This is a genomic window from Kribbella sp. NPDC050241, from assembly GCF_044459685.1.
Taxonomy (GTDB): Bacteria; Actinomycetota; Actinomycetes; order Propionibacteriales; family Kribbellaceae; genus Kribbella.
This window is the reverse complement of sequence record NZ_JBITJE010000012.1, coordinates 56,875-80,367: the sequence shown is the minus strand read 5'-3', so window position 1 is coordinate 80,367 and position 23,493 is coordinate 56,875. Positions and strand designations below refer to the sequence as shown.

The following is a 23,493-nucleotide window of genomic DNA, read 5'->3' as shown; positions in this document are numbered from 1 at the left end:
CCCCCAGTGCTCCCGTATCGGTCAGAAGTGTGATGACCGGGTGGGATCAAAAGGTTGAGTCGCGATCGGCCGGGTGTGAAGTTGTGATCTGTCACGCCGAAGCGTCGTACTTCTCCTGGGCCTGGGTGATGGCGGGCACGTGCTCCTCGGCCCAGTTGCTGACCACCGTGATCGGCTCGATCAGGGACTCGCCCATCGGGGTCAGGGCGTAGACGACGCGGGGCGGGACCTCGGCGAAGACCTCGCGGGTGACCAGGCCGTCGCGCTCCAGCCGGCGCAGGGTCTGCGTCAGCACCTTGGGCGCGACCTGGCCGATCCCGTCGCGCAGTTCGGTGAACCGGCGCGGCCCGTCCTTCAGCCGCAGGACGACGAGCGCCGTCCACTTGTCGCCGATCCGGTCCAGGATCACCCGGGTCGCGCAGTTCGGGTCGAAGAGATCGCCCCGCTCCCAGGTCTGGCCATTAGTAACCATCAGGTACTTATAGCACGTTGAAGTGCTCAGTAACCAATCGATACTATTGGAGAACAAGTTGAGATTTCATCCAGATCGAAGGGAATCGCCAGTATGAAGATCGCGGTCTACGGTGCGAGTGGCATGGTTGGCAGCCGGATCGCCGCCGAGGCGGTCAGTCGCGGCCACGAGGTCACCGGCATCACCCGCTCCGGCGGTGAGCTTCCGGCCGGCGTCCAGGCGGTGCAGGGGAGCGCCAACGATGTGGCCCTGGCGAAGGAGTTCACGGCCGACGCCGACGTGCTGGTTGCCGCGCTGGGCCCGAGCCGCACGGGCGGGGACCACCAGGACTACTTGGATGCCATCGACAACCTGATCGCGGCCGTCAGCGGTACGAAGACGCGCCTGCTGACGATCGGCGGCGCGGGCGGTCTGGAGATCAACGGCAGCCGGGTCGTCGACGGTCCGGACTTCCCGGCCGAGTACAAGGGGGAGTCGCTCACGGTCGCCCAGGCGCTCGAGGCGTTGCGCGCCACCAGCGAGGACGTCAAATGGGCGATGCTGGCCCCGGCCTTCGTGATCGCGCCCGGCGAGCGCACCGGTACCTTCCGGCTCGGTCTCGACGAGCCGGTCGGTGACCACATCTCGGCCGAGGACTTCGCGGTCGCGGCGGTCGACGAGCTCGAGCGTCCGGGCCACAACCGCCGGCGCTTCACCCTCGGCTACTGATTGCCGAGGGGCTTGCCCAGGTAGCCGCGGGCGATCATCGTCACCCACGCGTAGACGGCGTCCTCCGCGGGTGCCAGCGGGCCGGGCCGGAAGTGCGGCGACTCGGCTCCGCGTTGCACCGACTCGCACGCGGCCCAGTCCTCGCGATTCGTGACGTCCCAGAACTCCACGGCGTACGACGGATCCTGAACCTCGGCCGGGAAGTACCACGAGCACTCGATCGCGGTCAGGCCCGGGGCGCGTGGCTCGAGGCGGTGTGTCATCACGTAGTCCGGGTGCAGCGAGATCAGCAGGTTGGGGAACAGCCCCAGGTAGTTCACCCGGCGTGGATCCACGCCGGGCAAGGCGATCCCTTGTGAGCGTCCGTCGAGCGACATGGTCTCGACCCCGGGTCGCAGATCCATCAGTCCACCGACCCAGGCACCGGGGAGGTTCCAGTTGTCGCCGGAGTTCGGCGGTGACACCTTGCACAGCTCGGGGTGGATCAGCGGGCAGTGGTAGCACTCGTGGTAGTTCTCGACGATCGTCTTCCAGTTCGACGCGACGTCGTACTGGTGCCGTGCCTTCAACTGGAGGGACTCGGGCGCGTACGGCGCGACGAGGTCCGTGAGTCCGCCGAGGTGCTCGCCGAACGGTTCGGCCGTGGCGGTCGCGTTCACGAACAGCCAGCCGTGCCACACCTTCGCGGGCAGCTCAACGAGGTTGTACGGCGTGGGGTCGAAGGCGTCGCCCATCCGGGGTGCGGCCTTGACGGCGCCGTCGAGTTCGTACGACCAGCCGTGGTACGGGCAGACCACGGACCGCCGTTCGCTGGTCTCGTCGTTCTGTAGCAGTTCGTGCCCGCGATGCCTGCAGGTGTTGGCGAACGCGCGCGGTCGTTCGCCGAAGGTCAGCACTACCGAGATGTCACCGACGGTGGTCGCGCAGTGCGTCGTATCGGTGGACAGCTCGTCGACCCGGCCGAGACAGCTCCAGCTGCCGGCGAAGAAATGCCGGCGTTCCCAGGCCAGGACAGCGGGATCCGTGTAGGCCTCGCGCGGCAGCATGACCGACTCGCCATGCGGTCGCAGCGAGGCTTCCAGCGCGCGGAGATCGACGGGAGCATTCGCCATTCGCCCACTATCCGGTGACGGTGGGCCAGAAGTCGAGCGCTACCGCGTGGCGGCGACGTACTGGCCGAGGACGTAGTCCCAGCCGGTGTCGTAGCCGGCGCGGGCGCGGACGCCGTCGGCGCGGCGCTCCCAGCCGGAGTGCACCAGCGCGAGCTCGGTGCCGTCGTCAACCGGGGTGAAGGTGATGGTCACCTGGCCGGCCTGCTCCGGATCGCTGCCCGGATGCCAGCTGAAGCTGAGGGAGGTGGGCGGATCCCAGTCCGAGATCGTGCCCCAGATCGCGAGCTCGCCGTCGTCGCCGTACTCGATGATCCGGCCGCCGGCGAAGCTCTCGACCCGGATGGCGCGGGCGTCTCCTTCACCGACCGAGTGCGACCCCATCGGCCACCACGCGGAGATCTCGGCGGTGAACACCTCGAACGCGCGCTCGGTGCCGACCGGCACAACGATCTTCTTCACCAACGGCGCCAAGCCTTGGTCAATGTTCATCCCGCTCCTCCACGGTCCGCCGGATGTGGTCGGCGTACGCCTCCAGTGCGTCGCCCCAGAACTGGTCGAGCCAGTCCCGGAGCTCGTCGAGACCTGCGCGGTGGATGCGGTAGATGTTGCGCGTCCCGCGCGATTCGTGGCGCACCAGCCCGACCGCCCCCAGCACCTTCAGGTGCTGCGAGATCGCCGGCCGGCTGACGGGCACCTGCCCGGCCAGGGTGCTGACCGAGCAGGGCCCGCCGTGTCGCAGTGTCTCCAGGATCACTCGTCGGGTCGGGTCGCCGAGTGCATCCAGCACCGGCCCCGCCGCCTCGAGTGATCCGTAAGTCCCCACGAACGGTAAGTTGCCACTAACCAACGGCGGAGTCAAGCCCTCGGGGATCAGTTGAAGGGGTCGAGGATCAGGCTCGCCTGCCGCGGGTCGCCGTCGTGGACGAGCGCCTCGTGGTTGCCGACGTCGTCGAAGGCGAAGCCGTACGCCTTCCCGTCCACCATCTGCGCGTGGATGTTCCGGGCGTACTGGTTGGTGACGGAGTCGAGGTAGAAACCGCTGTTGTTCGGGTCCGGCTGGTTCGGGTTCACCAGCAGGGTCGAGCGGTTGTAGCCGGCGCACAGCGTCCGTGAGATCGGGCCGCGGACCTGGTCGTTGGGTGCGTCGAGCAACTTGAAGCAACCGAAGATGCTGGCCGAGTCGGGTTTCTGGAACGACGTGACGACCGCGCCCGAACTGTTGGTGAAGTTCATGACGTTGCCCGACACGCGACCGAAGTACTTGAGGTTCGGCTGGTCGCCGAACGGTGTGACCGTCAGGGTCTCGTTGGTGTACTTCGCCCAGACCCGGTTCACGTAGTCGTCCATCGCGTTCGCCGGGAGTGCGCCGGTCTCGACGCCATACAGGGGTGAGAGCGCTCGCAGTACCGACCCGTCCGGGGCCGTCTGGATCAGGTTGCCCCACCCGCCGGACTGGCCTCGGAGTGCGTTGTAGAAGCCGTTGTATCCGCCGGATTTCAGGTGCCCTGTGGTCTTGGTGCTGCCGTCGGGGAGTTGTACGGCGACGGCGTACGGGGCCGAGAACATGTCGACCTGCGTGCTGTTGATCCACAGGCCCGAGTCATTGAGCGTGTACTCCGACCAGTTGAACAGGATGTTCCGGTTCGGATCGCTCGGATTCTGTACGGCGGGCTGGACCAGGCCGCCGGTGGTCAGTTTGAAGACCAGTTTCTGGCCGTAGGAGAAGTACACCCGGCCGGAGAACTTCGGCATCTGGATGGTCGTCGACTGGCCGTTGGATGGGCCAACGATCGACGCGTCCGGTGCCGGCGTCGGCGGGTTGCCGCCGGCCGGCCAGGCGTGGAAGTTGCCGGAGGCATCGGCCCAGCCCTGCTGCCCGGTGGCCAGGTTCGTGCCCAGGTTGTAGATGTAGACCGCGTCACCGCGGCCCGAGTTGTTGGTGATCGTCAGTGGGATGGTGGCCGGAACCGCTTGGGCGGGCTGGTCGATGACGGCCGTCAGCACGCCGGCCACGGTCGCCGCGGCCGCGGCGAGCGCCAGCAGTCGGTGTCTGATGCGCACAGATCCTCCTCAGGTCAGTCCCGTTCGAGAAGGCGAGGCACCGGCCGGCCGAGCTGTCGCGCTACCAGGCCGCAACAGCGCCCGAACCGGCGCTCAGGTCCGGACGGCGAGGGACGGTAGATCGCCGAAGGGACCGGTGAGAGCGCTCTCATCGTTGCGTATCCCCACCCCCGGCTGTCAACAGCCCATTCCTGTCGGCTTTCCGACAGGGTTGATGCAACTCGATGGTTGCTATAAAGTAGCAACCGATCAGTTGCTATTGAATGGAGCTTCCCTCATGGACACCACCTCGCCGCACCGGTTCAGCGCCCGGCAACGCGTGATCCTGCTCGTTCTGCTCGGGGCTGGTTTCATGCTGTCGGTCGACTTCTCGATCCTCAATGTGGCTCTGCCGCAGGCCGGCGCGGGCGTCGGCCTCGGTGCGGAGGGTCTGCCGTGGATCACCTCGGCGTTCGCGCTGCCCGCGGCCGGGTGCATGCTGCTGTTCGGTCGGCTGGCGGACTTCTTCGGCCGCCGCAGGCTGTTCCTGTCCGGGATGGCGCTGCTGGCTGCGGCGTCCGTTCTCGGAGGTCTGGCGAATCAGGCCGAGGTCATGCTGACTGCTCGGGCGCTGCAGGGGGTGGCGACCGCGATGGCGATGCCCGCAACGATGGCTCTGCTCACGACGACGTTCTCGGAGGCTTCCGTCCGGGCGCGGGTCCTCGGTCTGCGGGGCGCGCTGCTCTCGGCCGGCTTCGCCGTCGGCGCGTTGGTCGGGGGTGCGCTGGTCAGCCTGCTCGGTTGGCGCGCGGCGTTCTTCATCAACGTGCCGGCCGTCGTGATCGTCCTGGTGGTCGCACCGTTCGTGATCGACGAGAGCAAGGCGCCGGAGCGGCTGAAGCTGGATGTCCCTGGGGCGACGACGGTGACCGGTGGTCTGTTGGCCGTCGTCTATGCAGTGATCGAGCGGAGCCTGCCGGCGGGACTGGTCGGCGTACTGCTGCTGATCGCGTTCGGGCTGATCGAACGGCGGTCGGCCGCGCCGCTCGTCCCGATCCGGATCCTGACCCGGCCTTCGGTGGCCTGGGGCAACTATGCCGGGCTGGTGATCGGGGCGATGGAGCCGGCGATGATCGTGCTGACCACGCTGTACGTGCAGCATGTACTGGGGTTGTCGCCGTTCCAGACCGGCCTGGTCTTCGGCATCCCGGGCGTCGCCTCGGTGGCTGCGGGGGTGGTCGCCGGTCGCGTCATCGGACGCCTCGGCTATCGGAAGGTCTTGACGGTGGGTCTGGCCGTCCAGGGGTTGGCGACGCTTCCGATCGTGTTCCTCGGGACGCAGACCTGGGTCGCGCTGGTGATTCTGGTCCCGGCGTTGTTCATCGGCTTCTTCGGGCATGTGGGCGCGATCGTCGCCTTCACGGTGACCGCGACGTCCGATGTGAGCGACGAGGACCAGGGGCTGGCTACCGGGCTGAGCTCGATGACCGGCGAGGTCGCCGTCACGATGGGTACGCCGGCGTTGTTCGCGATTGCCGCCACTCAGGCGACGCTGGTGAGTGGGCACCGGTTGGCACTCAGTGCGGACGTCGCCTTCACCCTCGTCAGTGCGCTGCTGATCTGGATCGGTCTCCGCACCCGGACCCCCGCCACCGCCCCTCACCCGTCTCCCGCCCGCACCGCAGCCACCCCGCACCTGTCTCCCGCCCAGGCCCCCGCCAATCGCTCAACCCAGTCGCCCTGCCCGGCAACTGCAAACCCCTGACCCCGTGACTGCACCCACCGCCGGTCCGGCCTTGGATCGCGGTGGGTCAGCCGGCTTGGGTGGGTGGCCAGTGGCGGGTGGGGTCTCGGTCTTCCAGGGCGAGGAACTCGGGGGCGGTGAGTGGACGGACCGAGGCTTCGATGGACTCCATCGCAGTGAGCTCGGCCTCGGTGACGTGGAGGTCGCGGAGTTTGCGGGCGGTGATGAAGACACGGCGTTCGAACGACCCGACGGTCCCGTTGTAGGCCTCGACTGCGGAGGTGAGGGACCGCCCGACCCGTCCGAAGTGCTCGCCCATCGTGCTGAGGCGCTCGTACAGCTCGCGGCCGAGCTCGAAGACCTGTTGCGCCGACTCGGTCAGAGCCGACTGATTCCAGGCGTACGCCGCAGCCCGCAACGTCGCGATCAGCGTGGTCGGCGTCGCCAGGATCACCCGGCGCTCAGCGGCGTACTCCAGCAAGGACGGCTCGACGTCGAGCGCCGCGGACAGGAACGACTCCCCAGGCACGAAGAGGATGACGAACTCCGGTGACGGCGACAGCCGCGTCCAGTACGCCTTCGACGCCAGTTGGTCGACATGCGTCCGCAGGTGCCGGGCATGTGCGCGCAACCGTTCCTCGCGGAACTCGGCGTCGTCCGACTCGGCCGCCTCCAGGAACCCGGCCAGCGGCACCTTCGAGTCGACGACCAGATTCTTGCCTTCGGCAAGCCGTACGACGAGGTCGGGCCGCAGTAAGCCGTCCTCGCCGACTGTCGTGGTCTGCTCGGTGAAGTCGCAGTGCGCCACCATGCCGGCCAGCTCGACCGTCCGGCGCAGATGCAGCTCACCCCAGCGCCCACGCACCTGCGGCTTGCGCAACGCGGTCGACAACGAGGCCGTCTCGCGCCGCAACGCCTCGCCACTCATCCGCACTTCGTTGACCTGTTGATGCAGCTGGCTCTGCCACGCGGCCCGGCCCTGCTCGAGCTGATTCAGCTGCACGTGCAGGCGATCCAGCGCCTCCTTCACCACAGCCTGGCCACCCATCTGCTGCCCGACCGTGGTCCGCTCCTGCGTCAGCTCGACAACCCGATCCTCCGCCGCATCACGCTCAGCAGTCACCCGCGCAAGCTGGGCCCCATCCCGCCCCCGCACCCAGAGCACGCCGAACCCTGCCCCCAGCAGCAACCCCACGGCCAGGAACAGCAACACCAGCAACACCGTCGTACCCGTCATGTCACCGATAGTGCCCAACCCCACCGACACTTTCCGCCAACGCGCGGCCGAGTGCCGGGAAAATGCCGAAAGAGTGCCGACTCGGTGCCGTGTGCGGTCGCTGGTTGCTCGGCAAGCTGAAGGTCAGCAGTTCATGGCGGGGAAGGTGTAGCCCTGGGATTTGAGGATTGGGAGGACTTTGTCTAGGGCGGCGGCTGTTTGGGAGCGGTCGCCGCCGCCGTCGTGGAGGAGGATGATGTTGCGGCGGTGGGCGTGGTTGAGGATGTGGTGGACGATCGTGTTCGTGCCTGGGCGGGCCCAGTCGCGGGGGTCGACGTCCCACAGCACCTGGATCATGCCGGCCGCCTTGATGTCCGCGCGGACCTTCGGGTTCGATGCGCCGAACGGCGGCCGGTAGCAGGTGGACTTCGGTCCGTCGAAGATCTCGTGCCGGCGTTTGGCGGCGGGGAGAGCGGTGAGTTGCGGATGAGTGATCGAGTGGCTGCCGATGGTGTTGCCTGCGGCAAGTACCTGCTCCCGCAGACCAGGGTGCGCGGCCTGCATGGAGCCGAGCTCGAAGAAGGTTGCGTGCGCGCCGTGCTTGGTCAGGATCTGCAGGATCCGCGGAGTCCAGAGCGGGTCCGGCCCGTCGTCGAAGCTCAGGAACAGGACCTTCTTGTTGCCTGCGGCAATCGCTGCGGTCGGGTCCGGGTCCGGGGCCGGCGTGTGGCGCGTGGTCGGCGGAGCGTTGACGATCGGTGTCTGTGTCGGAGTCACGGTCGGTGTGACCGAGGTCTGTGTGGTCGCGACAGCGGGCTCAGGCGCTCGCGAATGTCCGAGCGCCAAGGCCAGCAACGATCCGACGACGACAGCCAACGCCACACCGGTCGCGACGAAAGCGGCGAACTTTCGGGACATGATGCTCCCTCACAGATCAGGCGGATTTCCCCAGTTGCTCCACCGAAGGAGCCTCACACCGGAGAAGACGCCCTACCGTGGGCTCTGGTTGGCATCCCCATGTTGCGGTGCGATCTCAGCCGCCGTGACGTTCGCCGTGAGGTCGGCCGGTTCGACGTTCGTTGCCTCCGGCGTCGAGACGGTGGCCGGGGTGCCGCGGTGGTAGAGGCGGCCTTCGAGCGACTTGACGCTGGCGACGAGGACGAAGCTCATGCTGACGAGCAGAGCCCACGCACCGAACTTGGCTGGGTGGACGAGGCGCCACACGTCGACCTGGTCGGGGTAGTTCCACGCGTCCAGGAAGGTGCCGAAATTCTCCGCGATCCAGAGGAAGAAGCCGATCAGGCCGAACGACAGCGCCAGCGGCATGCGATAGCGACGTGAGCCGACCGTGAAGAAGACCCAGGTCCGACGCAGGACGACGAGGAGGGCGAGCGCGATCGGGAGACGGAGATCGACGATCCAGTGGTGGGTGAAGAAGTTCGCGTAGATCAGTACGGCGAGGACGGTCGTGGGCCACGGGCGGTAGCTGCTGACCCGGAGGTCGAACCGGCGCCACGCCTGACAGATGTAGCTGCCGACCGCGGCGTACATGAACCCGGCGAACAGCGGTACCTCGGCGAACTTCGTGACCGCGTCGCCCGGGTACTGCCACGACCCGACCTGCACCTTGAACAGTTCGAGACCGAGCCCGACCAGGTGGAACGCGAAGATCACCGCGACCTCGCGCCACGTCTCCAGCCCGACCACCCAGAACAGGAGGGTGAGACCAAGGCAGTACGCGAGCAGGGCGTCGTACCGGTCGATCGGGAGGTCGACGTACTTCGAGACGGCCAGGCCGGCGAACAGGCAGATCGGGAACAGGCAGGAGACGACCTCGAGCCACCCGAAGTGCAGGAATTGCAGGTATCCGGACACGAAGCGTGATCGATGGCCGCTGCGATCTCTCCAACTGGTCACAGAGTGGAGACGCCGCTTGCCCCCGGCTGGTTCGGACGGCTACATGAATCGGAAGGGCAGGGGAGGTGCCGCGATGGATCCGAAGGCGGCTTACGAGACAGACCGGCTCGTGGTGCGTGACTGGGCGGACACGGATGAGGAGCGGGTGTTCGACATCTACCGGCGCTGGGAGGTGTCGCGCTGGCTCGGCGCCGAGCCGCGGGTGATGACGGACCGCGACGCGGCCGCCCGGGTGATCAAGCGCTGGAACGAGCGCAACCAGGACCCGGTGTACGGCGTGTGGGCGGTGGAGGAGCGGTCGACGGGCACAGTCGCGGGGACTGTCCTACTCGTGCCACTGCCTGATCCGTCCGACGGCACCGCGAGCAAGGGGGAGGTCGAGGTCGGCTGGCACTTCCACCCGGACGCGTGGGGGCGCGGTCTCGCGACGGAGTCGGCGGGCGGTGCGATCGCGCGCGGCTTCAAGGCGGGCCTTGATCAGATCCACGCGGTTGTTCGCCCGGACAACACGGCGTCACTGGCAGTGTGCCGCCGCCTGGGCATGCGTTCGATCGGCCGCACCAGCCGCTGGTACGCCGCTGAGCTCGAGGCCTTCCTGATCTGAATTGGGGTACGACGGGGTTCCCCGCGTACCCTTGACGCCCGTGGCACTCACCATCGGAATCGTCGGGCTCCCCAATGCGGGCAAGTCCACCCTGTTCAACGCGCTGACCAAGAACAACGTGCTCGCCGCGAACTACCCGTTCGCGACCATCGAGCCGAACGTGGGCGTGGTCGGCGTACCGGACGCGCGGCTCGGCAAGCTGGCTGAGCTGTACAACTCCGCCAAGGTGATCCCCGCCACCGTGCAGTTCGTCGACATCGCCGGCATCGTCCGCGGCGCATCGGAGGGTGAGGGGCTGGGCAACAAGTTCCTCAGCCACATCCGCGAGTCGGACGCGATCTGCCAGGTCACCCGGGTGTTCCGCGACGACGACGTCACCCACGTCGACGGCAAGGTCTCGCCGGCCGACGACATCTCCACCATCCAGACCGAGCTGATCCTGGCCGACCTGCAGACCGTCGAGAAGGCGATCCCGCGGCTGGAGAAGGAAGCCCGGCTGAAGAAGGAGAGCGCTATCGTGCTCGAGGCGGTCCGCGCCGCCCAGAAGCACCTCGAGGCGGGTACGCCGATCATCGCGTCCGACGTGGATCGCGACGCGATCCGCGAACTGATGCTGATGACGGCCAAGCCGTACCTGTTCGTCTTCAACTGCGACGCGGATGAGCTGGCCGACGAGGCGCTGAAGCAGCAGATGCGTGACCTGGTCGCGCCGGCCGAGGCGATCTTCCTGGACGCGAAGTTCGAGGCGGAGCTGGTCGAGCTCGGCGACGAGGACGAGGCGCGGGAGATGCTCGCGGAGATGGGCATCGACGAACCGGGTCTGGACGTGCTGGCCCGGGTCGGGTTCGACACCCTCGGCCTGCAGACGTACCTCACCGCCGGTCCGAAGGAAGCCCGCGCCTGGACCATCAAGCGCGGCGCCACCGCCCCCGAGGCCGCCGGCGTCATCCACACCGACTTCCAGCGCGGCTTCATCAAGGCCGAGATCGTCTCGTACGACGACCTGATGGAAGCCGGCACCATGACCGCGGCCCGAGCCGCCGGCAAGGTCCGCATGGAAGGCAAGGACTACACCATGCAAGACGGCGACGTAGTCGAGTTCCGCTTCAACGTCTAACGGCTGGATCCGCGGCGGAGATCTCTCAGGAAGGCATGTCGACGGTCAATCCGGCGGCTTGGGCGGCGTCGGCCAGTCGTTTGTCGTAGGTGATGAATGAGGTGAGCTGCGGACGGATGCGGAGAGCAGTCGCCAGGTGAATGGCGTCAAGGCTCCGTACGGTCGCTGGTTTCACGGTCTGGGCGAGAATGCGGATGCCGGCGTCCAGGTCCACTAACTCGATCAGATCGAGGACTGGGTGGAGTCGGGTGACGGCTTCTGGGGCGTGGCGTGCAAGCGCCCGCGATGATTCGATCTCCGCCAGAACCGAACTGGTCCACCCGGTCTCCGCCCGTTCGTCGAGCCAGTCGCGCAACGCCTGTGTCTCGGCCTCGGCGTGGACGAGTTTCACCACTGCGGCCGAGTCGAGATAGATCATCAGCGGTCGTCCTCGCGGTTCCGGGCGATCTCAGCGGCGATGTCCATGCCGTCCGGTTCGCCGAGCGGCATCCGCAGTACAGCGCGACGCATCGCCGCGGCGCGCTCCTTGCGCAGTGCGGCTTCAAGTACGGCTTGGCGGATAGCCGCCGAGCGGGAGCTACCGTCATGGGTCAGAACATCCAGAGCGTGCTCGGTCTCCGAATCGCTGCGGATCGTGATGGTGTCAGCCATGCCGCCAGCGTAAGACATTGTGTCTTACGCGACAAGCCTTAGCTCGCCGTTTGCGTCCTGCGTGAGAATCGGGGATGACGTCCGTTCCCGACTTCCGGTACCACCCGGATCCCGTAGCTACCGGCTCTGCCGAGGTCAGCGAAGACACCTGCGAACTCTGCGGCGAGCAGACAGGCTTTCGGTCCAGGGGGCCGATTTACGGCGTACAACTGAAGGAGATCTGCCTCGGTTGTATCGCGGACGGGACCGCAGCAGACCGGCTTGTCACGCCTAACGGGCCGACTGAGTTCACGGATGTCGGTTGGGGAGTGCCGGACGGCATCCCCGACGCGGTGCTGAAGGAGATCTCGCAACGCACTCCAGGCCACTACTCCTGGCAGCAAGATCATTGGCTCTACCATTGCGGTGACGGAGCTGCGTACCTCGGCCGGGTGGGCTGGGAACAGCTTCGGCATGATCCCGGCGCCCTGCGGGCCCTCCAGTCGGAAGCCAGCGAGGTGGGTCTCGATGACTCTGCAGCCATGGGCTGGATCAGCCGCCTGTCTGTTGATGGAGACATGACCGCCTACCTAATCGAGTGCCTACACTGCGGGCTCCACCTCGCCTACTCAGACGCCAACTGACGTTGGTTGGCGACGTGACTGGGTCGAATTCCGCTTGAACGTCTGAGTTGAACCGGGGGTTCCTGGAGCGGACGGCGGCGTCCGAGTGGACTGGGGAGTGGGAGGGTTTGGGGTGCTTACTCCGATTCTTGCTACGGGGGATCCGTATGCGGCTGCTGATGAGTTTGTGGCCAATGGGTGGACGTTGGTGTTTGCTACGCCGGAGGGGTCTGGGGATCCGTTGGTTTGTGTGGAGTTGCATGGGGGGCAGGTGATGCTTGGGGTTGATTCGGAGGAGTTCTTGGCGGTTGAGGCTCGGGGGCATCGCGGGGCCGGGGTGCAGTTCTATGTTGAGGTGCCTGCGCATGTGATTGAGGCGGTGCATGGGGCGCATCGGGAGCCGGGGCCGATTGAGCAGCGGGCGTGGGGGACGCGGTCGTTCGTGGTGAGGCTCACGGGGTACAACTTCATGATTGCGACTGCGCAGGACTGACCGCGGAAATGTGGTCGCGGGGGAGGCGCGGGCGGGTTAGCGTCGCGGGATGGTTGATGCCTTGTTCGGGGTGCCTCGGTTGGTGGCTGTGTATGACGCGCTGGATGCGGGGCGGGAGGATCTCGGGCATTACGCCGCGATGGTGGGCGAGTTCGGGGTACGGCGGGTGCTGGATGTGGGCTGTGGGACGGGGGAACTGACCTGCCTGCTGGCGGGGCAGGGGGTTGAGGTGGTCGGGGTCGATCCGGCCGAGGCCTCGCTGGAAGTTGCTAAGGGCAAGAAATTCGCCGATCGGGTCCGCTGGATCCATGGGGACGCGACGACGTTGCCGCCGCTGGAGGTTGACCTCGCGGTGATGACGGGGAACGTGGCGCAGGTGTTTCTGACCGATGAGGAGTGGGCGGCGACGCTGGGCGGCGTACGCCAAGCTCTGCGGCCCGGCGGGCGGTTCGTGTTCGAGACGCGGGATCCGGCGCGGCGGGCGTGGGAGGAGTGGACCCGGGAGCACACGCACCAGGTGGTGACGGTCGAGGGCGTGGACACGGTGGAGAGCTGGTCCGATCTCCTTGCGGTCGAGCTGCCGTACGTTTCGTTCCGGGGCACCTATGTGTTCGAGTCCGACGGTGCGGTGCTCACGTCGGATTCGACCTTGTGGTTCCGGGAGCGGGACGAGCTCGAGACGTCGCTGACGGCCGCAGGGTTCACGGTTGACGAGGTGCGGGAGGCGCCGGATCGGCCGGGCAAGGAGTTCGTGTTCGTGACTACCAAGCAGTGAGCAGCGCCGTGAGTGTGTGGTGGGCGGTGCGGGACATGACGGGGTTGGTCTCGACGTAGTACCAGAGACACCCGATGGCCTGGGCGAACGACCAGCCCATCCCGCGACGCCACTCGTCGTCATCGCTGCCCAGGGCAGTCCGGAACGCGGCCCGGGCCGGCGCATCCAGCAGGTTCCAGGCGGGCTGCAGGTCGATGGCGGGATCGGCGACCGTGAAGGTGCCGACGTCGATCACTCCGGCCAGCCGCCCGTCGGTCGCCAGCAGGTTGCCCGGCATCAGATCGCGGTGTGCCCAGACGTCGCGTTCGGTGCGTGGCGTGGTGCGGAGATCGGCCCACAGCCGGCCGAGCGCGTCCACGTCGATCATCCCGCGAGAGCGCTGCAGCCCATCGGCGACGTACTCGTCCTGGCTGGTCAGTACGCCGCCGCGCCACGTGCCGGTGAACTCACGCCCCTCGGTCGGGACGGCGCGCAGCGCGAGCACGAACCGCGCCAGATCCTCGGCGAACGGGGCCGAGCCGGCGACGTCGGCGTCGTACGCGATGGTGCCGTTGAGCCAGGTGTAGATCGCCCACGGCAGCGGGTAGCCCTCGCCGGGTTTGCCGATCGCGACCGGTTCCGGCGTCGGGTACCGCGAGATGGCGTGCAGGCGACGGGCGGCGTCGGCCTCGTCGTCGAGGTCCTTGCGTGTCGCCGCCGGGTCGCCTGGCTGGATCGGGAAACGCGCGACCAGCCCGTCGCCGATCCGGAACAACGCGTTGACGGTGCCGTGCGAGGGAACCGCGCGGATCTGAAACCCGCTCCACTCAGGGTGCTGCGAAACGACCAGCCGACCCACCAGTTCGGTCGTCACGTGAAGTTGTCCTTCATGCATCGCCACGCCCAGCAGTATCCGGAAAGCCGTCGCCGGACCGCACTCCATTTAGTGGGTAGCTAAAGGGCGGGCTTTGTCAGTGGCCAGGCGGATGGCGAAGGCGGCGAGGGCGGTGCCGGTGAGGTAGCGGTGGATGCGCATCCAGGTGGGGCGGCGGGTGAGGAAGACGGCGACCGAACTGGCAGTGATGACGAAGATCGCGTTCACCCCGACGCCGACCGCGGTCTGGATCAGGCCGAGGATCATGCTCTGGGTGCCGACATGGCCGCGCGCGGGGTCGAGGAACTGTGGGAGCACGGAGATGTAGAGGATCGCGATCTTCGGGTTCAGCAGGCAGGTGAGCAGACCCATGCCGAACAGCTTCCGCGGCCGGTCGGGCTCCAACTCCTGGGTCGCGAAGACGGAGTTGCCGCCGGGGCGGAACGCGTTCCACGCGAGCCAGAGCAGGTACGCCGCGCCCGCGAGCTTCAGGGTCACGTAGATCTCCGGGACCAGGGCGAACAGGGTGGCCAGGCCGACGCTTGCCGCCAGCAAATACACCCCGAAGCCGACGCCCACCCCGGCCAGCGAGATCAGCCCGGCGCGGCGGCTCTGTGCGATCGATCGCGAGATCAGGTAGATCATGTTCGGCCCCGGCGTGATGACCAAGCCCAGCTCGACCAACGCGATCCCGAGCATCGCCTCACTACTGACCAGCACGTGCGTCCCCTTTCCTCGGCCGGGGAGTCCGGTCGTCTCGTTCACGAAGCTAACAGCGAGCGACGACAGTCCGCGGGGGTTTTCCTCAGAGTGAGACCGCGGGGTACCTTGCGCGGGTGGGCGACCAGACGTGCATGCGCTGCGACGAGCAGGTGGAGTCCAGCCGCGACGACTACGAGGTGTTCGAGCGGATGCACTGGGACTGCTTCCACTACGCCTACGAACACGACCTCAACGGTGAGGTCCCCGAGTCCGAGGACTGCGGCCAGCCTGGCTGCCCGTCCGCGGTGAGCGAAGGGTGACGTGACGCGTGCGACAGGCCCGGCGGGAGCGCTGTGACGGTAATCCCCTCGCGGGTGTCGTCACAGTTGGTTAGCGTGGGGTGTGTACGCCTGACGGTTTGTGAAGGAGACGGTATGAGCGACAAGTCCAGCGAGCCGGCGGACGATCTGCAGAAGAAGTTCCGGGAGGCGCTCGAGAAGAAGAACGCCCACAACAACGCGCACCCGGGGTCCGGGACGCGGCGTGAGGGCGTCGGCGAGGCCCACAACGACAAGCAGAGGCGCCAATTCCGGCGCAAGTCCGGCAGCTGATACGCCAACTGTCCATCCATCCGCCTGAGCCCCGGGTTGCCGCCCGGGGCTCGACCTTTTACCGGCCGGTGGCGGCCGGTCGAGCGGTGAGCAACCCGGCCAGCCGACCCAGCTCGGGCTCCCAGCCCAGCCGGTGGTTCGCCGCGTCCTCGTCGGTGGCGAACCCGCTGTGGATGAGCAGCATCCGGGTGCCGTCGGCGACCTCGGTCAGCTCGACCTCCACCCGGGTCGGCTCGTCCTCGGTACCGTCCCACTTCCAGCTGAACGCCAGCCGGTGCGGCGGCTCGACCTCGAGGTACGTGCCCCGGACGACATGCGGTCCCATCTCGACCACGTAGTCGCCCCCGACCCGTACGTCGGCCTGCACCTTCAGCTCCAGGTCAGGGTTGGGGCAGTACCACTGTGTCAGCAGTTCCGCCCGGGTCCAGGCGTCGTACACCCTCCCGATTGTTGCCGGTAGCACCCTGTCGATCCGGATGTCAGGTCCCATCCCCGCCTCCTCGCAGCAGTTCTTCCAGTCGGTCGACCGTGCTGTGCCAGTACGCCGTCAGGTCGCCGAGCCACTGCTCGACCTCCGTGAACGCCTCCGGCCGGATCGTGCACACCACGGTCCGGCCGACCTTGCGCCGGGTCACCAGGCCCGCGTCGACCAGCACTCCGACGTGCTTGGTCATCGCGGGCAAGGTGATCCGGTGCGGCTCCGCGAGCTCCCCCATGGTCGCGTCGCCCCGGCTCAGCCGGCTCACGATGGCCAGCCGAGTCGGGTCCGCGAGCGCACCGAAGGTCGTCGTCAGCACGCAAATACTTCACCAACTGGTGAACTGTTTGTCAAGGGTGAGCGGTCAGGGGCGAACCTCGAAGACCAGGTTGAACGGGGTCTGCGCGACCGTGCGGAACCTGGTGAACCCGGCCGCGGTGGTGACGTCCTGGATCCGGGCCGGTCCGGCCTGGGTGCCGAGGGCCAGTCCGACCGGTTGCGAGAGGGATGCCGGAGTACAGAGCAGAGTGGAGAAGCCGTAGTACGCACGTCCCACCGGGTTCAGGTTGTCTTCGACCTTGTCACCGGCCATTGGCTCCACCAACATCCAGGTGCCGTCGGGTGCCAGCGCCTCGCGCACATGACGGGCCGCACCGACCGGGTCGCCCATGTCGTGCAACGCGTCGAAGGTCGTGACGAGGTCGTAGCCGGACCCGCTGAATCCGGCGGCGGGAGCCACCTCGAAGGACACCCGCTCGCCGAGGCCGGCCCCGGCCGCGCGCAGCCGGGCGGTTTCGATCGACTCCTGGTGGTAGTCCGAACCGGCGAACGTCGATCGCGGGAACGCGTTCGCCATCAGGATCGTGGACGCGCCATGTCCGCAGCCGATGTCGGCCACCGTCGCCCCGCTCTCCAGCTTCGCCACCACGCCGTCCAGCGCCGGTAGCCAACTGGTCAGCAGGTTCGCGTTGTACGACGGCCGGAAGAACCGCTCGCAGCCGACATGGACGTCCGAGGTGCGCTCGTGCCAGCCGATACCGGCGCCGCTGCGGGCCGCCTCGATCATCTCCGTGGTGTGCTGCACCGTGCCCAGCGCGATCTGGAAGAAGCCCGGCAGGTACGCCGGACTCTCCGGGTCCGTCATCGCCACGGCCTGCTCCGGCGGCAGTGTGTACCGGCCGCTGTCCGGGTCGTACTCGACGAAGTCGCCGGCTGCCTGCGCGTTGAGCCACTCCCGCGCGTACCGCTCGCTGGTGCTGGTTCGCTCGGCCAGCTCGCTCGGCGTCGTCGGACCGTGGTCGGCGAGTGCCTGGTAGTAGCCGAGCCGGTCGCCCATCACGACCAGCGCCGCGTTCAGCGTCGCCCCCACCTCGTCCACCGCACGGAAGACGAACCCCATCAGCTTGTCGCCGTCGATTGCAACAGTCATTTGCTTGCGCCCCCTTAGGTTGTACGGCGAACCTAGGTAGCGCGTCCCGGCCATCGCATCAGGTGGGGCACCTGGTGCACACTGCCAAACATGCTCATCGGGCGGGAGGCGGAGCGCCGGGTGATCGAGAAACTGGTCGCGGGGGCGCGGGTCGGCACCGCCGGAGTGCTGCTCGTCACCGGCGAACCCGGCATCGGGAAGACAACCCTCCTGGACGAAGCCGCCGCGACGGCCCGGGGACTGCGGATCCTGCGGGCCCGCGGTACCGAGGCCGAACGCGAACTCCCGTTCGGCGCCCTGCTCCAACTGCTCCGGCCCGCACTCGCGGGCCTCGATCGCATCCCCGGCCCGCAGCAGTCGGCGCTGACCTCCGCGCTGGCACTCGGGCCGGCCACCACAGCTGACCGGTTCGCCGTCGGAGCGGCAACACTCAGCCTGATCTGCCGGTACGCCGAAGAGGCGCCGCTGGCACTGATCGTCGACGACGCGCATCTGCTGGACCGGCCGTCCGCGGAGGCGCTGCTGTTCGCGGCACGGCGGTTGGTCGCCGATCCGATCGTGCTGCTGATCGCCGCCCGCGCGCAGGAGCAGCATCCACTCGCCGAGGCGGATCTTCCGGTGCTCCACCTTGCCGGCGTTCCGCTCGAGGCCGCGCAGGCGATCTTGCGCGGCCTGCCGAGCGAGCTGGTCGAGCAACTGCACACCACGGTGGCGGGCAACCCGTTGGCACTGCTCGAGCTCGCCGCCGACCAGGACCACCTCCACCGCATGCCGCCAGGTGCGCCTCTCCCGGTGCCGGAGCTGATCGCAGAAGCCTTTACCACAAGGGCAAACCGGCTCAGCTCAGACGCACGTACTGCGCTGCTGGTGGCCGCCCTGGACGACAGTGAACTCGGTGCGGTCGCGAGAGCGTGCCAGGAGCTCGGTGTGGACGTCGCAACGTTGCAGGAGGCCGAGACGGCTTCGCTGGTCGCCATCCGCGACGGCGAGGTCCAGTTCCGGCATCCGCTGGTGCGTTCGGCGATCTACGCCAGTGCCGGGCCGGCAGAGCGTCGTACTGCGCACCGGGCGGTCGCTCGGGTCACGTTGGATGCGGACAAGCGGGCCTGGCACCTGTCCGAGGCTGTGCTGGGCACCGATGACGAGGTAGCTGCCGGTTTGGACGCGGCGGCGGAGCATGCCGCCGTTCGTGGTGCGCATGCCGTCGCAGCGACGGCCTACGAGCGCGCAGCACGCCTGTCCGAGGGACTGCACGACCGGGCAGTCAGACTCGTCGCGGCGGGAGAGGCGGCCTGGTCGGCCGGCCAGGCAGACCGGGCAGACTCCTTGCTCGACGACGCGTTGGCACTCCAACCACCGCTGCAGGTCCGGATAGGGGCGCAGGAGGTCCGCGGCGACATCGCGGTGAAGTGTGGGTCCCCGAGTCGGGCCCGCGACATCCTCGCCGCCGCGGCCGCCGAGTGCGAGGACCCGGCTGTGGCGACCGGACTGCTCGCCGACGCGGTCGGTGCCTGCCTCCGGATGTGCGACGCGGCGGCAGGCCTGGAGCTGGCGCACCACATCGACCGCTTGCTCCCCAGCGTCGAGCGGCCCGGTCCACGCATCATGGGCATGCTCGCCAGTGGTGTCGCCAAGGTCCTCGCTGGGCAAGGAGGAACGAGCCAGATCCGGGCTGCGGTCGCCATGGCGCCGTCGGTCGAGCTGGATCGGGACCGACGCCGGCAGGTGTGGATGGTCCTCGCCGCCCTGTTCCTCCGGGAGAGTGGCACCGGTCGGGGGCTGCTGCAGCAGGCCATGCTGGAACGGCGGGAGCAGGTCGCTCTCGGCACGCTACCCGGTCTGCTGTTCGTGCTGGCCCGTGACGATGCGACGACCGACCGTTGGACCGACGCGATGGCGGCGTACGACGAGGGGATCCGGCTGTCCCGCGAGACCGGCCAGATGACGGAGCTGGCGATGAACCTGGCCGGACTGGCCTGGTTGTCGTCTCACCAAGGTCGTGCCGAGGCTCAGGACCTCGCCACCGAGTGCCTGCGGATCTGTGCGGAGCGGGAGATCCATCTCGGCACCCTGTGGTCGCTGTTCGCGCTCGGCGACCTGGAGTTGGGCCGTGGCGCTCCGGCTCTGGCGCTGCCGCAGTACGAGCGGCTGGTCGACGTACTGGCTGCCAACGGCCTCAAGGACCCTGACCTGTCTCCGGCACCGGAGCTGGCGGAGGTCTATCGACGGCTGGGCCGGACCGAGGATGCGGAGCGCGTGGCGCAGGAGCACACCGTTCTGGCCGAGGCGAAGGGACAGCCGTGGTCGCTGGCGCGGGCCGCTAGGGCTCGCGGTGTGGTCGGAGACAACGAGCAGGACTTCAGGCAAGCGCTCGCTTGGCACGCGGAGACCCTCGATGTGTTCGAAGCGGCTCGGACGCGGCTGGCGTACGGCGCGTGGCTGCGGCGTGCGAGACGGCGAGTGGATGCGCGGGCGCAGCTCAGGCTCGCCGTGGAGGCCTTCGACGCACTGGGTGCAGCGGGGTGGGCTGACCAGGCCGCAACGGAGCTGAAGGCGACAGGGGAGACCGCGCGACGCAGAGTGCCGAGCACTGCGGACGAGTTGACGCCGCAGGAACGGCAGATCGCGTTGCTACTGGCCGACGGGCAGAGCATCAGGGAGGCGGCGGCCAGGCTGTTCCTCAGCCCCAAGACCGTCGAGTACCACCTCCGCAAGGTCTACGCGAAGCTCGGCATCCATTCCCGGACCGAGCTCGCGGAGCAGCTGAAGTCCGGTCCGTTCCGAACGTAGGCTGGCGGCTGTGACGCAGCCGTTCATCGTGAGCAGTGGAATCGCCCGCCACCAAGGTTTCGCCGAACTGGCGGCCAAGGGCCCGTTGACGCATCTGACGCTCTTCACCGGCGTTCCCGTCTGGCTGGTGACCGGGTACGCCGAGACCCGGGCGCTGCTCGCGCATCCCGACGTCGTGCGATCGCCCATGGATGGTCCGCACCGCGACCAGATCACGGCCGGACTGGTGAACGCGACCGAGCAGCACATGCTGGTCGTCAACCCGCCGGACCACACCCGGTTGCGCAAGCTCGTCACCGCGGCGTTCACTCGCCGGCGGATCGAGGGCCTGGAGCCGCGGATCCGAGAGATCGCGGCCGGCCTGCTCGACGAGATGGCCGCGGCCGGTGACGGAGTGGACCTGGTCGACGCGTACAGCTACCCGCTGCCGATCACCGTGATCTGCGAGCTGATCGGCATCCCGATGCGCGACCGCGAGGAGTTCCGCCGCTGGTCGTCGGTCGCGGTGAACGCGACGGTGCACACACCGGACGAGTACATCGAGGCGGCCGGAGCCATGGTCGGCTTCATCCGAGACCTGATCGAGGAGAAGCGCGGGGCCCCGGCCGACGACCTGCTGTCGGCGCTGATCGAGGCCCGGGACGGCAGCGATCGGCTCACCGAGGACGAGCTCACCTCGATGATCTTCCTGCTCCTGGCAGCAGGCCACGAGACGACGGTGAACCTGATCACCAACGGTGTACACGCGCTGCTGCGGCACCCGGACCAACTCGCCCTGCTCAAGGCGGAGCCCGAGCGGCTGCCGGCCGCCGTCGAGGAGATCCTGCGGTACGACGGCCCGCTGCAGGCCGCGATCCCGTACGTCGCGCAGGCGCCGATCGAGATCGCCGGATCACGGATCGAGGCGGGCGAGGTGATCGTGTTCGCCCTGCTGCCCGCGAACCGCGACGGCCGGAAGACGGACCGGCCGGACGAGTTGGACATCACCCGGCCGGAGAATGCCCATCTCGCGTTCGGGCACGGCATCCACCACTGCCTCGGTGCACCGCTGGCGCGGCTGGAGGGCCGGATCGCGCTCGGAATGCTGTTCGACCGCTTCCCGAACCTGCGCCTGGCCGCACCGCAACAGGATCCGGACCGTGCCGCCAGCCTGCTGATGAACGGCATTCGCGAACTGCCCGTACTGCTCTGACCACACCCGGGCGCCGACGCTGAACATCGGGTGAACCACGCCTGAATCACACGCTTGGGATTGTGGTGGGTTTGGCCAGAGATGGCATCCTTACCCGGGTGACAGAGTTGATGGAGGTCGTGCGGCACCTGCTCGGCGTTGCAATGGCCTCACATTGGCTTCTGCTGATCTTGTTCGTGGCCGCCGCGGTCGACGCGGTTTTCCCGGTGGTACCCAGCGAGGGCCTCGTGGTGACGGCCGGTATGGCCGCCGCGGCAGGGCATCAGAACCTGCTGCTCGTGATCGTGCTGGCGATGCTCGGATCGGTCATCGGCGAGTCCGCCTGCTACTTCATGGGCCGCGGCTCCGGGCCGATGCTGCACCGCTGGATGAAGCGCCAGGCCCGCAGACAGGCGCTGTACGAGAAAGTCTCGGCCGCGCTGCACTCCCGCGGTGGGCTGATCCTGATGACGGTGCGCTACATCCCCGGAGCGCGGATGGTCGCGACCCTCACGGCGGGCGCCACCCGGTACTCGTTCCGCAAGTTCATCATCTTCACCATCGCCGGCGTGACGGTCGCCTACACGTACGTCGCTCTCCTCGGCTACCTCGGTGGCGACGCGTTCGCGCACGACTCGCTGAAGGCGCTCGCGTTCAGCCTCAGCCTGGCGTTCGTGATCGGCCTGGTGATCGAGACTTCGCGCCGGATCGCGGTCAAGCGCCGCGCTGCCAAGGTCACAGCCGGCTAACGATCCGCCCTCGGGTTTCCGCGCGAGTGCGTGTCCCGGACCAACCTCCCCGCCCCCGCGTGCGTCAGTTGGGGGGTGGTGAGGCCTGGGGTGAACCTCCTCGGCGCCGCAGCGGTCGTGGCGGCGTTGCTCGCCGGATGTGCGGATGTTCCCCTCGAGGGCGCGCCGTCGCCGAGCGACCCCATCCAGAGCCCCACAGCGCCGACGAAGACACCGTCGGCCACTCCGAAGCCACCTGCGAAGCCCCAGCCGAAGCCCACGCCCAAGCCGACGCGGACGGCCGGGCGCAATCTCGCGGACGCGGCCCCGGTGACCAGGTTGTTCCCGGCCCGGCTCCGTGACGGCAAGCCGCCGCTGTTCGTCGTGGTCTCGTTCGACGGCGCCGGCGATCTTGCGCTCTGGTCGCACTGGCGGGCGGTGGCCAAGCAGGTCAATGCCCGGATGACGTTCTTCCTGTCCGGCCCGTACCTCTACCCGGGATCACATCGCACCGACTACAAGCCGCCGTACCGCAAGCCCGGCGCTTCCGACATCGGCTGGGGTGATACGGCCGCTGTGCTCGGCCGGGCGACGGTGCTGCGGCAGGCGATCGCCGAGGGGCACGAGATCGGGACGCACGGGAACGGTCACTTCTGCGGCGCGACCGGGGTCGGTCGCTGGACGACGGCCCAGTGGACCGCCGAGCTGAGCGCGTTCGACCGGATGGTGCGGACCGGACCGTCGCTGGCCGCCGGCAAGCCCGTCGTACCGCCGTTCGACCCGGCCACGGTCAAGGGGATGCGGACACCGTGTCTCGAAGGCAACCGGTCGGCGTACCGGCTCGCGATGGTGCAGCGCGGCATGCTGTACGACGCCTCCGCGCCCGGGTACATCGCCTGGCCGAAGAAGGTGGACGGCGTCTGGGACTTCCCGCTGGAGTCGGTCACGCTGGCCGGGACCAGCAAGACGACGCTGACGATGGACTACAACCTCTGGTACAGCCAGACCGGCGCGAAGAAGGCGCCCGTCGCCCAGGCGCCCGTCTACAGGGCACAGGTGCTCGCCACCTACCGCCAGGCGCTGGCGCAGTCACGTGCGAACGGCAACCCGCCGCTGTTCCTCGGCAACCACTTCAACCGGTGGAACAACAGCGTCTACTCCGATGCGCTGACCACCTTCGTCCAGGAGACCTGCACCCAGCCCGACGTCCGCTGTGTCAGCAACCGCGAGCTGGTCGGCTGGCTGACGAGGTACGGCGTACCGAAGGCCTCCTGAGACGG

Annotated in this window: 27 protein-coding genes; 12 read left to right on the top strand and 15 right to left on the bottom strand. The window is 68.1% G+C overall.

Annotated features, from left to right (window positions below):
• Positions 1 to 91: 91 nt before the first annotated feature.
• Complete coding sequence (locus tag ACIBG5_RS36820) at positions 92 to 472, bottom strand: helix-turn-helix domain-containing protein (RefSeq protein WP_360441620.1); 381 nt, start codon at positions 470 to 472, stop codon at positions 92 to 94.
• A gap of 93 nt (positions 473 to 565) precedes the next feature.
• Here ACIBG5_RS36820 and ACIBG5_RS36815 point away from each other — a divergent pair, with 93 nt between their 5' ends.
• A complete protein-coding gene (locus ACIBG5_RS36815) occupies positions 566 to 1,180 on the top strand; it encodes an NAD(P)-dependent oxidoreductase (protein WP_396396317.1) in 615 nt (204 codons plus the stop codon).
• On the opposite strand, the gene ACIBG5_RS36810 is transcribed toward ACIBG5_RS36815, so the two are convergent.
• The 4 genes from ACIBG5_RS36810 to ACIBG5_RS36795 are packed head-to-tail and all read right to left on the bottom strand — an operon-like array spanning position 1,174 to position 4,353.
• On the bottom strand, positions 1,174 to 2,292 hold the full coding sequence (locus ACIBG5_RS36810) for an aromatic ring-hydroxylating dioxygenase subunit alpha (RefSeq protein ID WP_396396315.1): 1,119 nt from the start codon (positions 2,290 to 2,292) through the stop codon (positions 1,174 to 1,176). The two genes, ACIBG5_RS36815 and ACIBG5_RS36810, sit on opposite strands and share 7 nt — an antisense overlap.
• 39 nt (positions 2,293 to 2,331) lie before the next feature.
• Positions 2,332 to 2,781: an SRPBCC domain-containing protein gene (locus tag ACIBG5_RS36805; protein WP_396396314.1), complete on the bottom strand. Its 450-nt coding sequence runs from the start codon at positions 2,779 to 2,781 to the stop codon at positions 2,332 to 2,334.
• A complete protein-coding gene (locus tag ACIBG5_RS36800) occupies positions 2,771 to 3,115 on the bottom strand; it encodes a metalloregulator ArsR/SmtB family transcription factor (RefSeq protein ID WP_396396312.1) in 345 nt (114 codons plus the stop codon). The genes ACIBG5_RS36805 and ACIBG5_RS36800 overlap by 11 nt, the downstream gene beginning before the upstream one ends.
• Positions 3,116 to 3,162: 47 nt before the next feature.
• Entirely contained in the window at positions 3,163 to 4,353 is a 1,191-nt protein-coding gene (locus ACIBG5_RS36795; protein WP_396396310.1) for a glycoside hydrolase family 64 protein, read from the bottom strand.
• A gap of 277 nt (positions 4,354 to 4,630) precedes the next feature.
• On the opposite strand from ACIBG5_RS36795, the gene ACIBG5_RS36790 reads away from it, so the two are divergent.
• Complete coding sequence (locus ACIBG5_RS36790; RefSeq protein ID WP_396396308.1) at positions 4,631 to 6,097, top strand: MFS transporter; 1,467 nt, start codon at positions 4,631 to 4,633, stop codon at positions 6,095 to 6,097.
• A 46-nt stretch (positions 6,098 to 6,143) separates the two neighbouring features.
• On the opposite strand, the gene ACIBG5_RS36785 is transcribed toward ACIBG5_RS36790, so the two are convergent.
• The 3 genes from ACIBG5_RS36785 to ACIBG5_RS36775 form a co-directional block, all read right to left on the bottom strand.
• Positions 6,144 to 7,313, bottom strand: coding sequence for a DNA recombination protein RmuC (locus tag ACIBG5_RS36785; RefSeq protein ID WP_396396306.1), 1,170 nt, complete (start codon positions 7,311 to 7,313; stop codon positions 6,144 to 6,146).
• A gap of 123 nt (positions 7,314 to 7,436) precedes the next feature.
• Positions 7,437 to 8,210, bottom strand: a complete 774-nt coding sequence (locus ACIBG5_RS36780) for a polysaccharide deacetylase family protein (protein ID WP_396396305.1) — start codon at positions 8,208 to 8,210, stop codon at positions 7,437 to 7,439.
• Between the two features lie 72 nt (positions 8,211 to 8,282).
• The gene (locus ACIBG5_RS36775) at positions 8,283 to 9,167 is read right to left on the bottom strand and encodes a DUF817 domain-containing protein (protein ID WP_396396304.1); all 885 of its coding nucleotides are present in this window, start codon (positions 9,165 to 9,167) and stop codon (positions 8,283 to 8,285) included.
• Between the two features lie 115 nt (positions 9,168 to 9,282).
• Here ACIBG5_RS36775 and ACIBG5_RS36770 point away from each other — a divergent pair, with 115 nt between their 5' ends.
• Positions 9,283 to 9,813, top strand: coding sequence for a GNAT family N-acetyltransferase (locus ACIBG5_RS36770; protein WP_396396302.1), 531 nt, complete (start codon positions 9,283 to 9,285; stop codon positions 9,811 to 9,813).
• Positions 9,814 to 9,853: 40 nt separating this feature from the next.
• Positions 9,854 to 10,930: a redox-regulated ATPase YchF gene (ychF, locus tag ACIBG5_RS36765; RefSeq protein ID WP_360441579.1), complete on the top strand. Its 1,077-nt coding sequence runs from the start codon at positions 9,854 to 9,856 to the stop codon at positions 10,928 to 10,930.
• 25 nt (positions 10,931 to 10,955) lie between these two features.
• On the opposite strand, the gene ACIBG5_RS36760 is transcribed toward ychF, so the two are convergent.
• The gene (locus ACIBG5_RS36760; protein WP_396396300.1) at positions 10,956 to 11,348 is read right to left on the bottom strand and encodes a type II toxin-antitoxin system VapC family toxin; all 393 of its coding nucleotides are present in this window, start codon (positions 11,346 to 11,348) and stop codon (positions 10,956 to 10,958) included.
• Positions 11,348 to 11,581, bottom strand: coding sequence for a hypothetical protein (locus tag ACIBG5_RS36755; protein ID WP_396396298.1), 234 nt, complete (start codon positions 11,579 to 11,581; stop codon positions 11,348 to 11,350). The genes ACIBG5_RS36760 and ACIBG5_RS36755 overlap by 1 nt, the downstream gene beginning before the upstream one ends.
• A gap of 74 nt (positions 11,582 to 11,655) precedes the next feature.
• On the opposite strand from ACIBG5_RS36755, the gene ACIBG5_RS36750 reads away from it, so the two are divergent.
• Both ACIBG5_RS36750 and ACIBG5_RS36745 read left to right on the top strand, forming a co-directional pair.
• Positions 11,656 to 12,204, top strand: coding sequence for a CbrC family protein (locus ACIBG5_RS36750; RefSeq protein WP_396396297.1), 549 nt, complete (start codon positions 11,656 to 11,658; stop codon positions 12,202 to 12,204).
• 521 nt (positions 12,205 to 12,725) lie between these two features.
• A complete protein-coding gene (locus ACIBG5_RS36745) occupies positions 12,726 to 13,451 on the top strand; it encodes a class I SAM-dependent methyltransferase (RefSeq protein ID WP_396396295.1) in 726 nt (241 codons plus the stop codon).
• On the opposite strand, the gene ACIBG5_RS36740 is transcribed toward ACIBG5_RS36745, so the two are convergent.
• On the bottom strand, positions 13,438 to 14,304 hold the full coding sequence (locus tag ACIBG5_RS36740; protein ID WP_396396294.1) for an aminoglycoside phosphotransferase family protein: 867 nt from the start codon (positions 14,302 to 14,304) through the stop codon (positions 13,438 to 13,440). The two genes, ACIBG5_RS36745 and ACIBG5_RS36740, sit on opposite strands and share 14 nt — an antisense overlap.
• Positions 14,305 to 14,373: 69 nt before the next feature.
• Positions 14,374 to 15,024 (bottom strand): LysE family translocator, encoded by a 651-nt coding sequence (locus tag ACIBG5_RS36735; RefSeq protein WP_360441573.1) that lies wholly within the window; start codon positions 15,022 to 15,024, stop codon positions 14,374 to 14,376.
• A gap of 116 nt (positions 15,025 to 15,140) precedes the next feature.
• On the opposite strand from ACIBG5_RS36735, the gene ACIBG5_RS36730 reads away from it, so the two are divergent.
• Together ACIBG5_RS36730 and ACIBG5_RS36725 are read left to right on the top strand one after the other, a co-directional pair.
• Positions 15,141 to 15,326 (top strand): hypothetical protein, encoded by a 186-nt coding sequence (locus tag ACIBG5_RS36730; protein ID WP_396396292.1) that lies wholly within the window; start codon positions 15,141 to 15,143, stop codon positions 15,324 to 15,326.
• Positions 15,327 to 15,440: 114 nt separating this feature from the next.
• Positions 15,441 to 15,617, top strand: coding sequence for a DUF5302 domain-containing protein (locus tag ACIBG5_RS36725; protein ID WP_360441567.1), 177 nt, complete (start codon positions 15,441 to 15,443; stop codon positions 15,615 to 15,617).
• A 58-nt stretch (positions 15,618 to 15,675) separates the two neighbouring features.
• Here ACIBG5_RS36725 and ACIBG5_RS36720 read toward each other — a convergent pair whose 3' ends face one another.
• Genes ACIBG5_RS36720 through ACIBG5_RS36710 form a run of 3 tightly spaced genes read right to left on the bottom strand, consistent with a single transcriptional unit; the run spans position 15,676 to position 17,524 of the window.
• On the bottom strand, positions 15,676 to 16,107 hold the full coding sequence (locus tag ACIBG5_RS36720; protein ID WP_396396290.1) for an SRPBCC domain-containing protein: 432 nt from the start codon (positions 16,105 to 16,107) through the stop codon (positions 15,676 to 15,678).
• Complete coding sequence (locus ACIBG5_RS36715) at positions 16,097 to 16,414, bottom strand: ArsR/SmtB family transcription factor (RefSeq protein WP_396396288.1); 318 nt, start codon at positions 16,412 to 16,414, stop codon at positions 16,097 to 16,099. The genes ACIBG5_RS36720 and ACIBG5_RS36715 overlap by 11 nt, the downstream gene beginning before the upstream one ends.
• A gap of 45 nt (positions 16,415 to 16,459) precedes the next feature.
• A complete protein-coding gene (locus ACIBG5_RS36710; RefSeq protein ID WP_396396286.1) occupies positions 16,460 to 17,524 on the bottom strand; it encodes a methyltransferase in 1,065 nt (354 codons plus the stop codon).
• 90 nt (positions 17,525 to 17,614) lie between these two features.
• On the opposite strand from ACIBG5_RS36710, the gene ACIBG5_RS36705 reads away from it, so the two are divergent.
• The 4 genes from ACIBG5_RS36705 (at position 17,615) to ACIBG5_RS36690 (ending at position 23,488) form a co-directional block, all read left to right on the top strand.
• A complete protein-coding gene (locus ACIBG5_RS36705; RefSeq protein ID WP_396396284.1) occupies positions 17,615 to 20,314 on the top strand; it encodes an AAA family ATPase in 2,700 nt (899 codons plus the stop codon).
• Positions 20,315 to 20,324: 10 nt separating this feature from the next.
• Complete coding sequence (locus ACIBG5_RS36700) at positions 20,325 to 21,506, top strand: cytochrome P450 (protein ID WP_396396283.1); 1,182 nt, start codon at positions 20,325 to 20,327, stop codon at positions 21,504 to 21,506.
• A gap of 98 nt (positions 21,507 to 21,604) precedes the next feature.
• Complete coding sequence (locus ACIBG5_RS36695) at positions 21,605 to 22,234, top strand: DedA family protein (RefSeq protein ID WP_396396281.1); 630 nt, start codon at positions 21,605 to 21,607, stop codon at positions 22,232 to 22,234.
• Between the two features lie 90 nt (positions 22,235 to 22,324).
• The gene (locus ACIBG5_RS36690) at positions 22,325 to 23,488 is read left to right on the top strand and encodes a hypothetical protein (RefSeq protein WP_396396280.1); all 1,164 of its coding nucleotides are present in this window, start codon (positions 22,325 to 22,327) and stop codon (positions 23,486 to 23,488) included.
• The last annotated feature ends 5 nt before the right edge of the window (positions 23,489 to 23,493 follow it).

Coding starts and splice junctions, on each gene's coding strand:
- ACIBG5_RS36820 (WP_360441620.1), bottom strand. CDS start 472: ATGGTTACTAATGGCCAGACCTGGGAGCGGGGCGATCTCTTCGACCCG.
- ACIBG5_RS36815 (WP_396396317.1), top strand. CDS start 566: ATGAAGATCGCGGTCTACGGTGCGAGTGGCATGGTTGGCAGCCGGATC.
- ACIBG5_RS36810 (WP_396396315.1), bottom strand. CDS start 2,292: ATGGCGAATGCTCCCGTCGATCTCCGCGCGCTGGAAGCCTCGCTGCGA.
- ACIBG5_RS36805 (WP_396396314.1), bottom strand. CDS start 2,781: ATGAACATTGACCAAGGCTTGGCGCCGTTGGTGAAGAAGATCGTTGTG.
- ACIBG5_RS36790 (WP_396396308.1), top strand. CDS start 4,631: ATGGACACCACCTCGCCGCACCGGTTCAGCGCCCGGCAACGCGTGATC.
- ACIBG5_RS36785 (WP_396396306.1), bottom strand. CDS start 7,313: ATGACGGGTACGACGGTGTTGCTGGTGTTGCTGTTCCTGGCCGTGGGG.
- ACIBG5_RS36780 (WP_396396305.1), bottom strand. CDS start 8,210: ATGTCCCGAAAGTTCGCCGCTTTCGTCGCGACCGGTGTGGCGTTGGCT.
- ACIBG5_RS36770 (WP_396396302.1), top strand. CDS start 9,283: ATGGATCCGAAGGCGGCTTACGAGACAGACCGGCTCGTGGTGCGTGAC.
- ACIBG5_RS36760 (WP_396396300.1), bottom strand. CDS start 11,348: ATGATCTATCTCGACTCGGCCGCAGTGGTGAAACTCGTCCACGCCGAG.
- ACIBG5_RS36755 (WP_396396298.1), bottom strand. CDS start 11,581: ATGGCTGACACCATCACGATCCGCAGCGATTCGGAGACCGAGCACGCT.
- ACIBG5_RS36750 (WP_396396297.1), top strand. CDS start 11,656: ATGACGTCCGTTCCCGACTTCCGGTACCACCCGGATCCCGTAGCTACC.
- ACIBG5_RS36745 (WP_396396295.1), top strand. CDS start 12,726: ATGGTTGATGCCTTGTTCGGGGTGCCTCGGTTGGTGGCTGTGTATGAC.
- ACIBG5_RS36725 (WP_360441567.1), top strand. CDS start 15,441: ATGAGCGACAAGTCCAGCGAGCCGGCGGACGATCTGCAGAAGAAGTTC.
- ACIBG5_RS36720 (WP_396396290.1), bottom strand. CDS start 16,107: ATGGGACCTGACATCCGGATCGACAGGGTGCTACCGGCAACAATCGGG.
- ACIBG5_RS36710 (WP_396396286.1), bottom strand. CDS start 17,524: ATGACTGTTGCAATCGACGGCGACAAGCTGATGGGGTTCGTCTTCCGT.
- ACIBG5_RS36705 (WP_396396284.1), top strand. CDS start 17,615: ATGCTCATCGGGCGGGAGGCGGAGCGCCGGGTGATCGAGAAACTGGTC.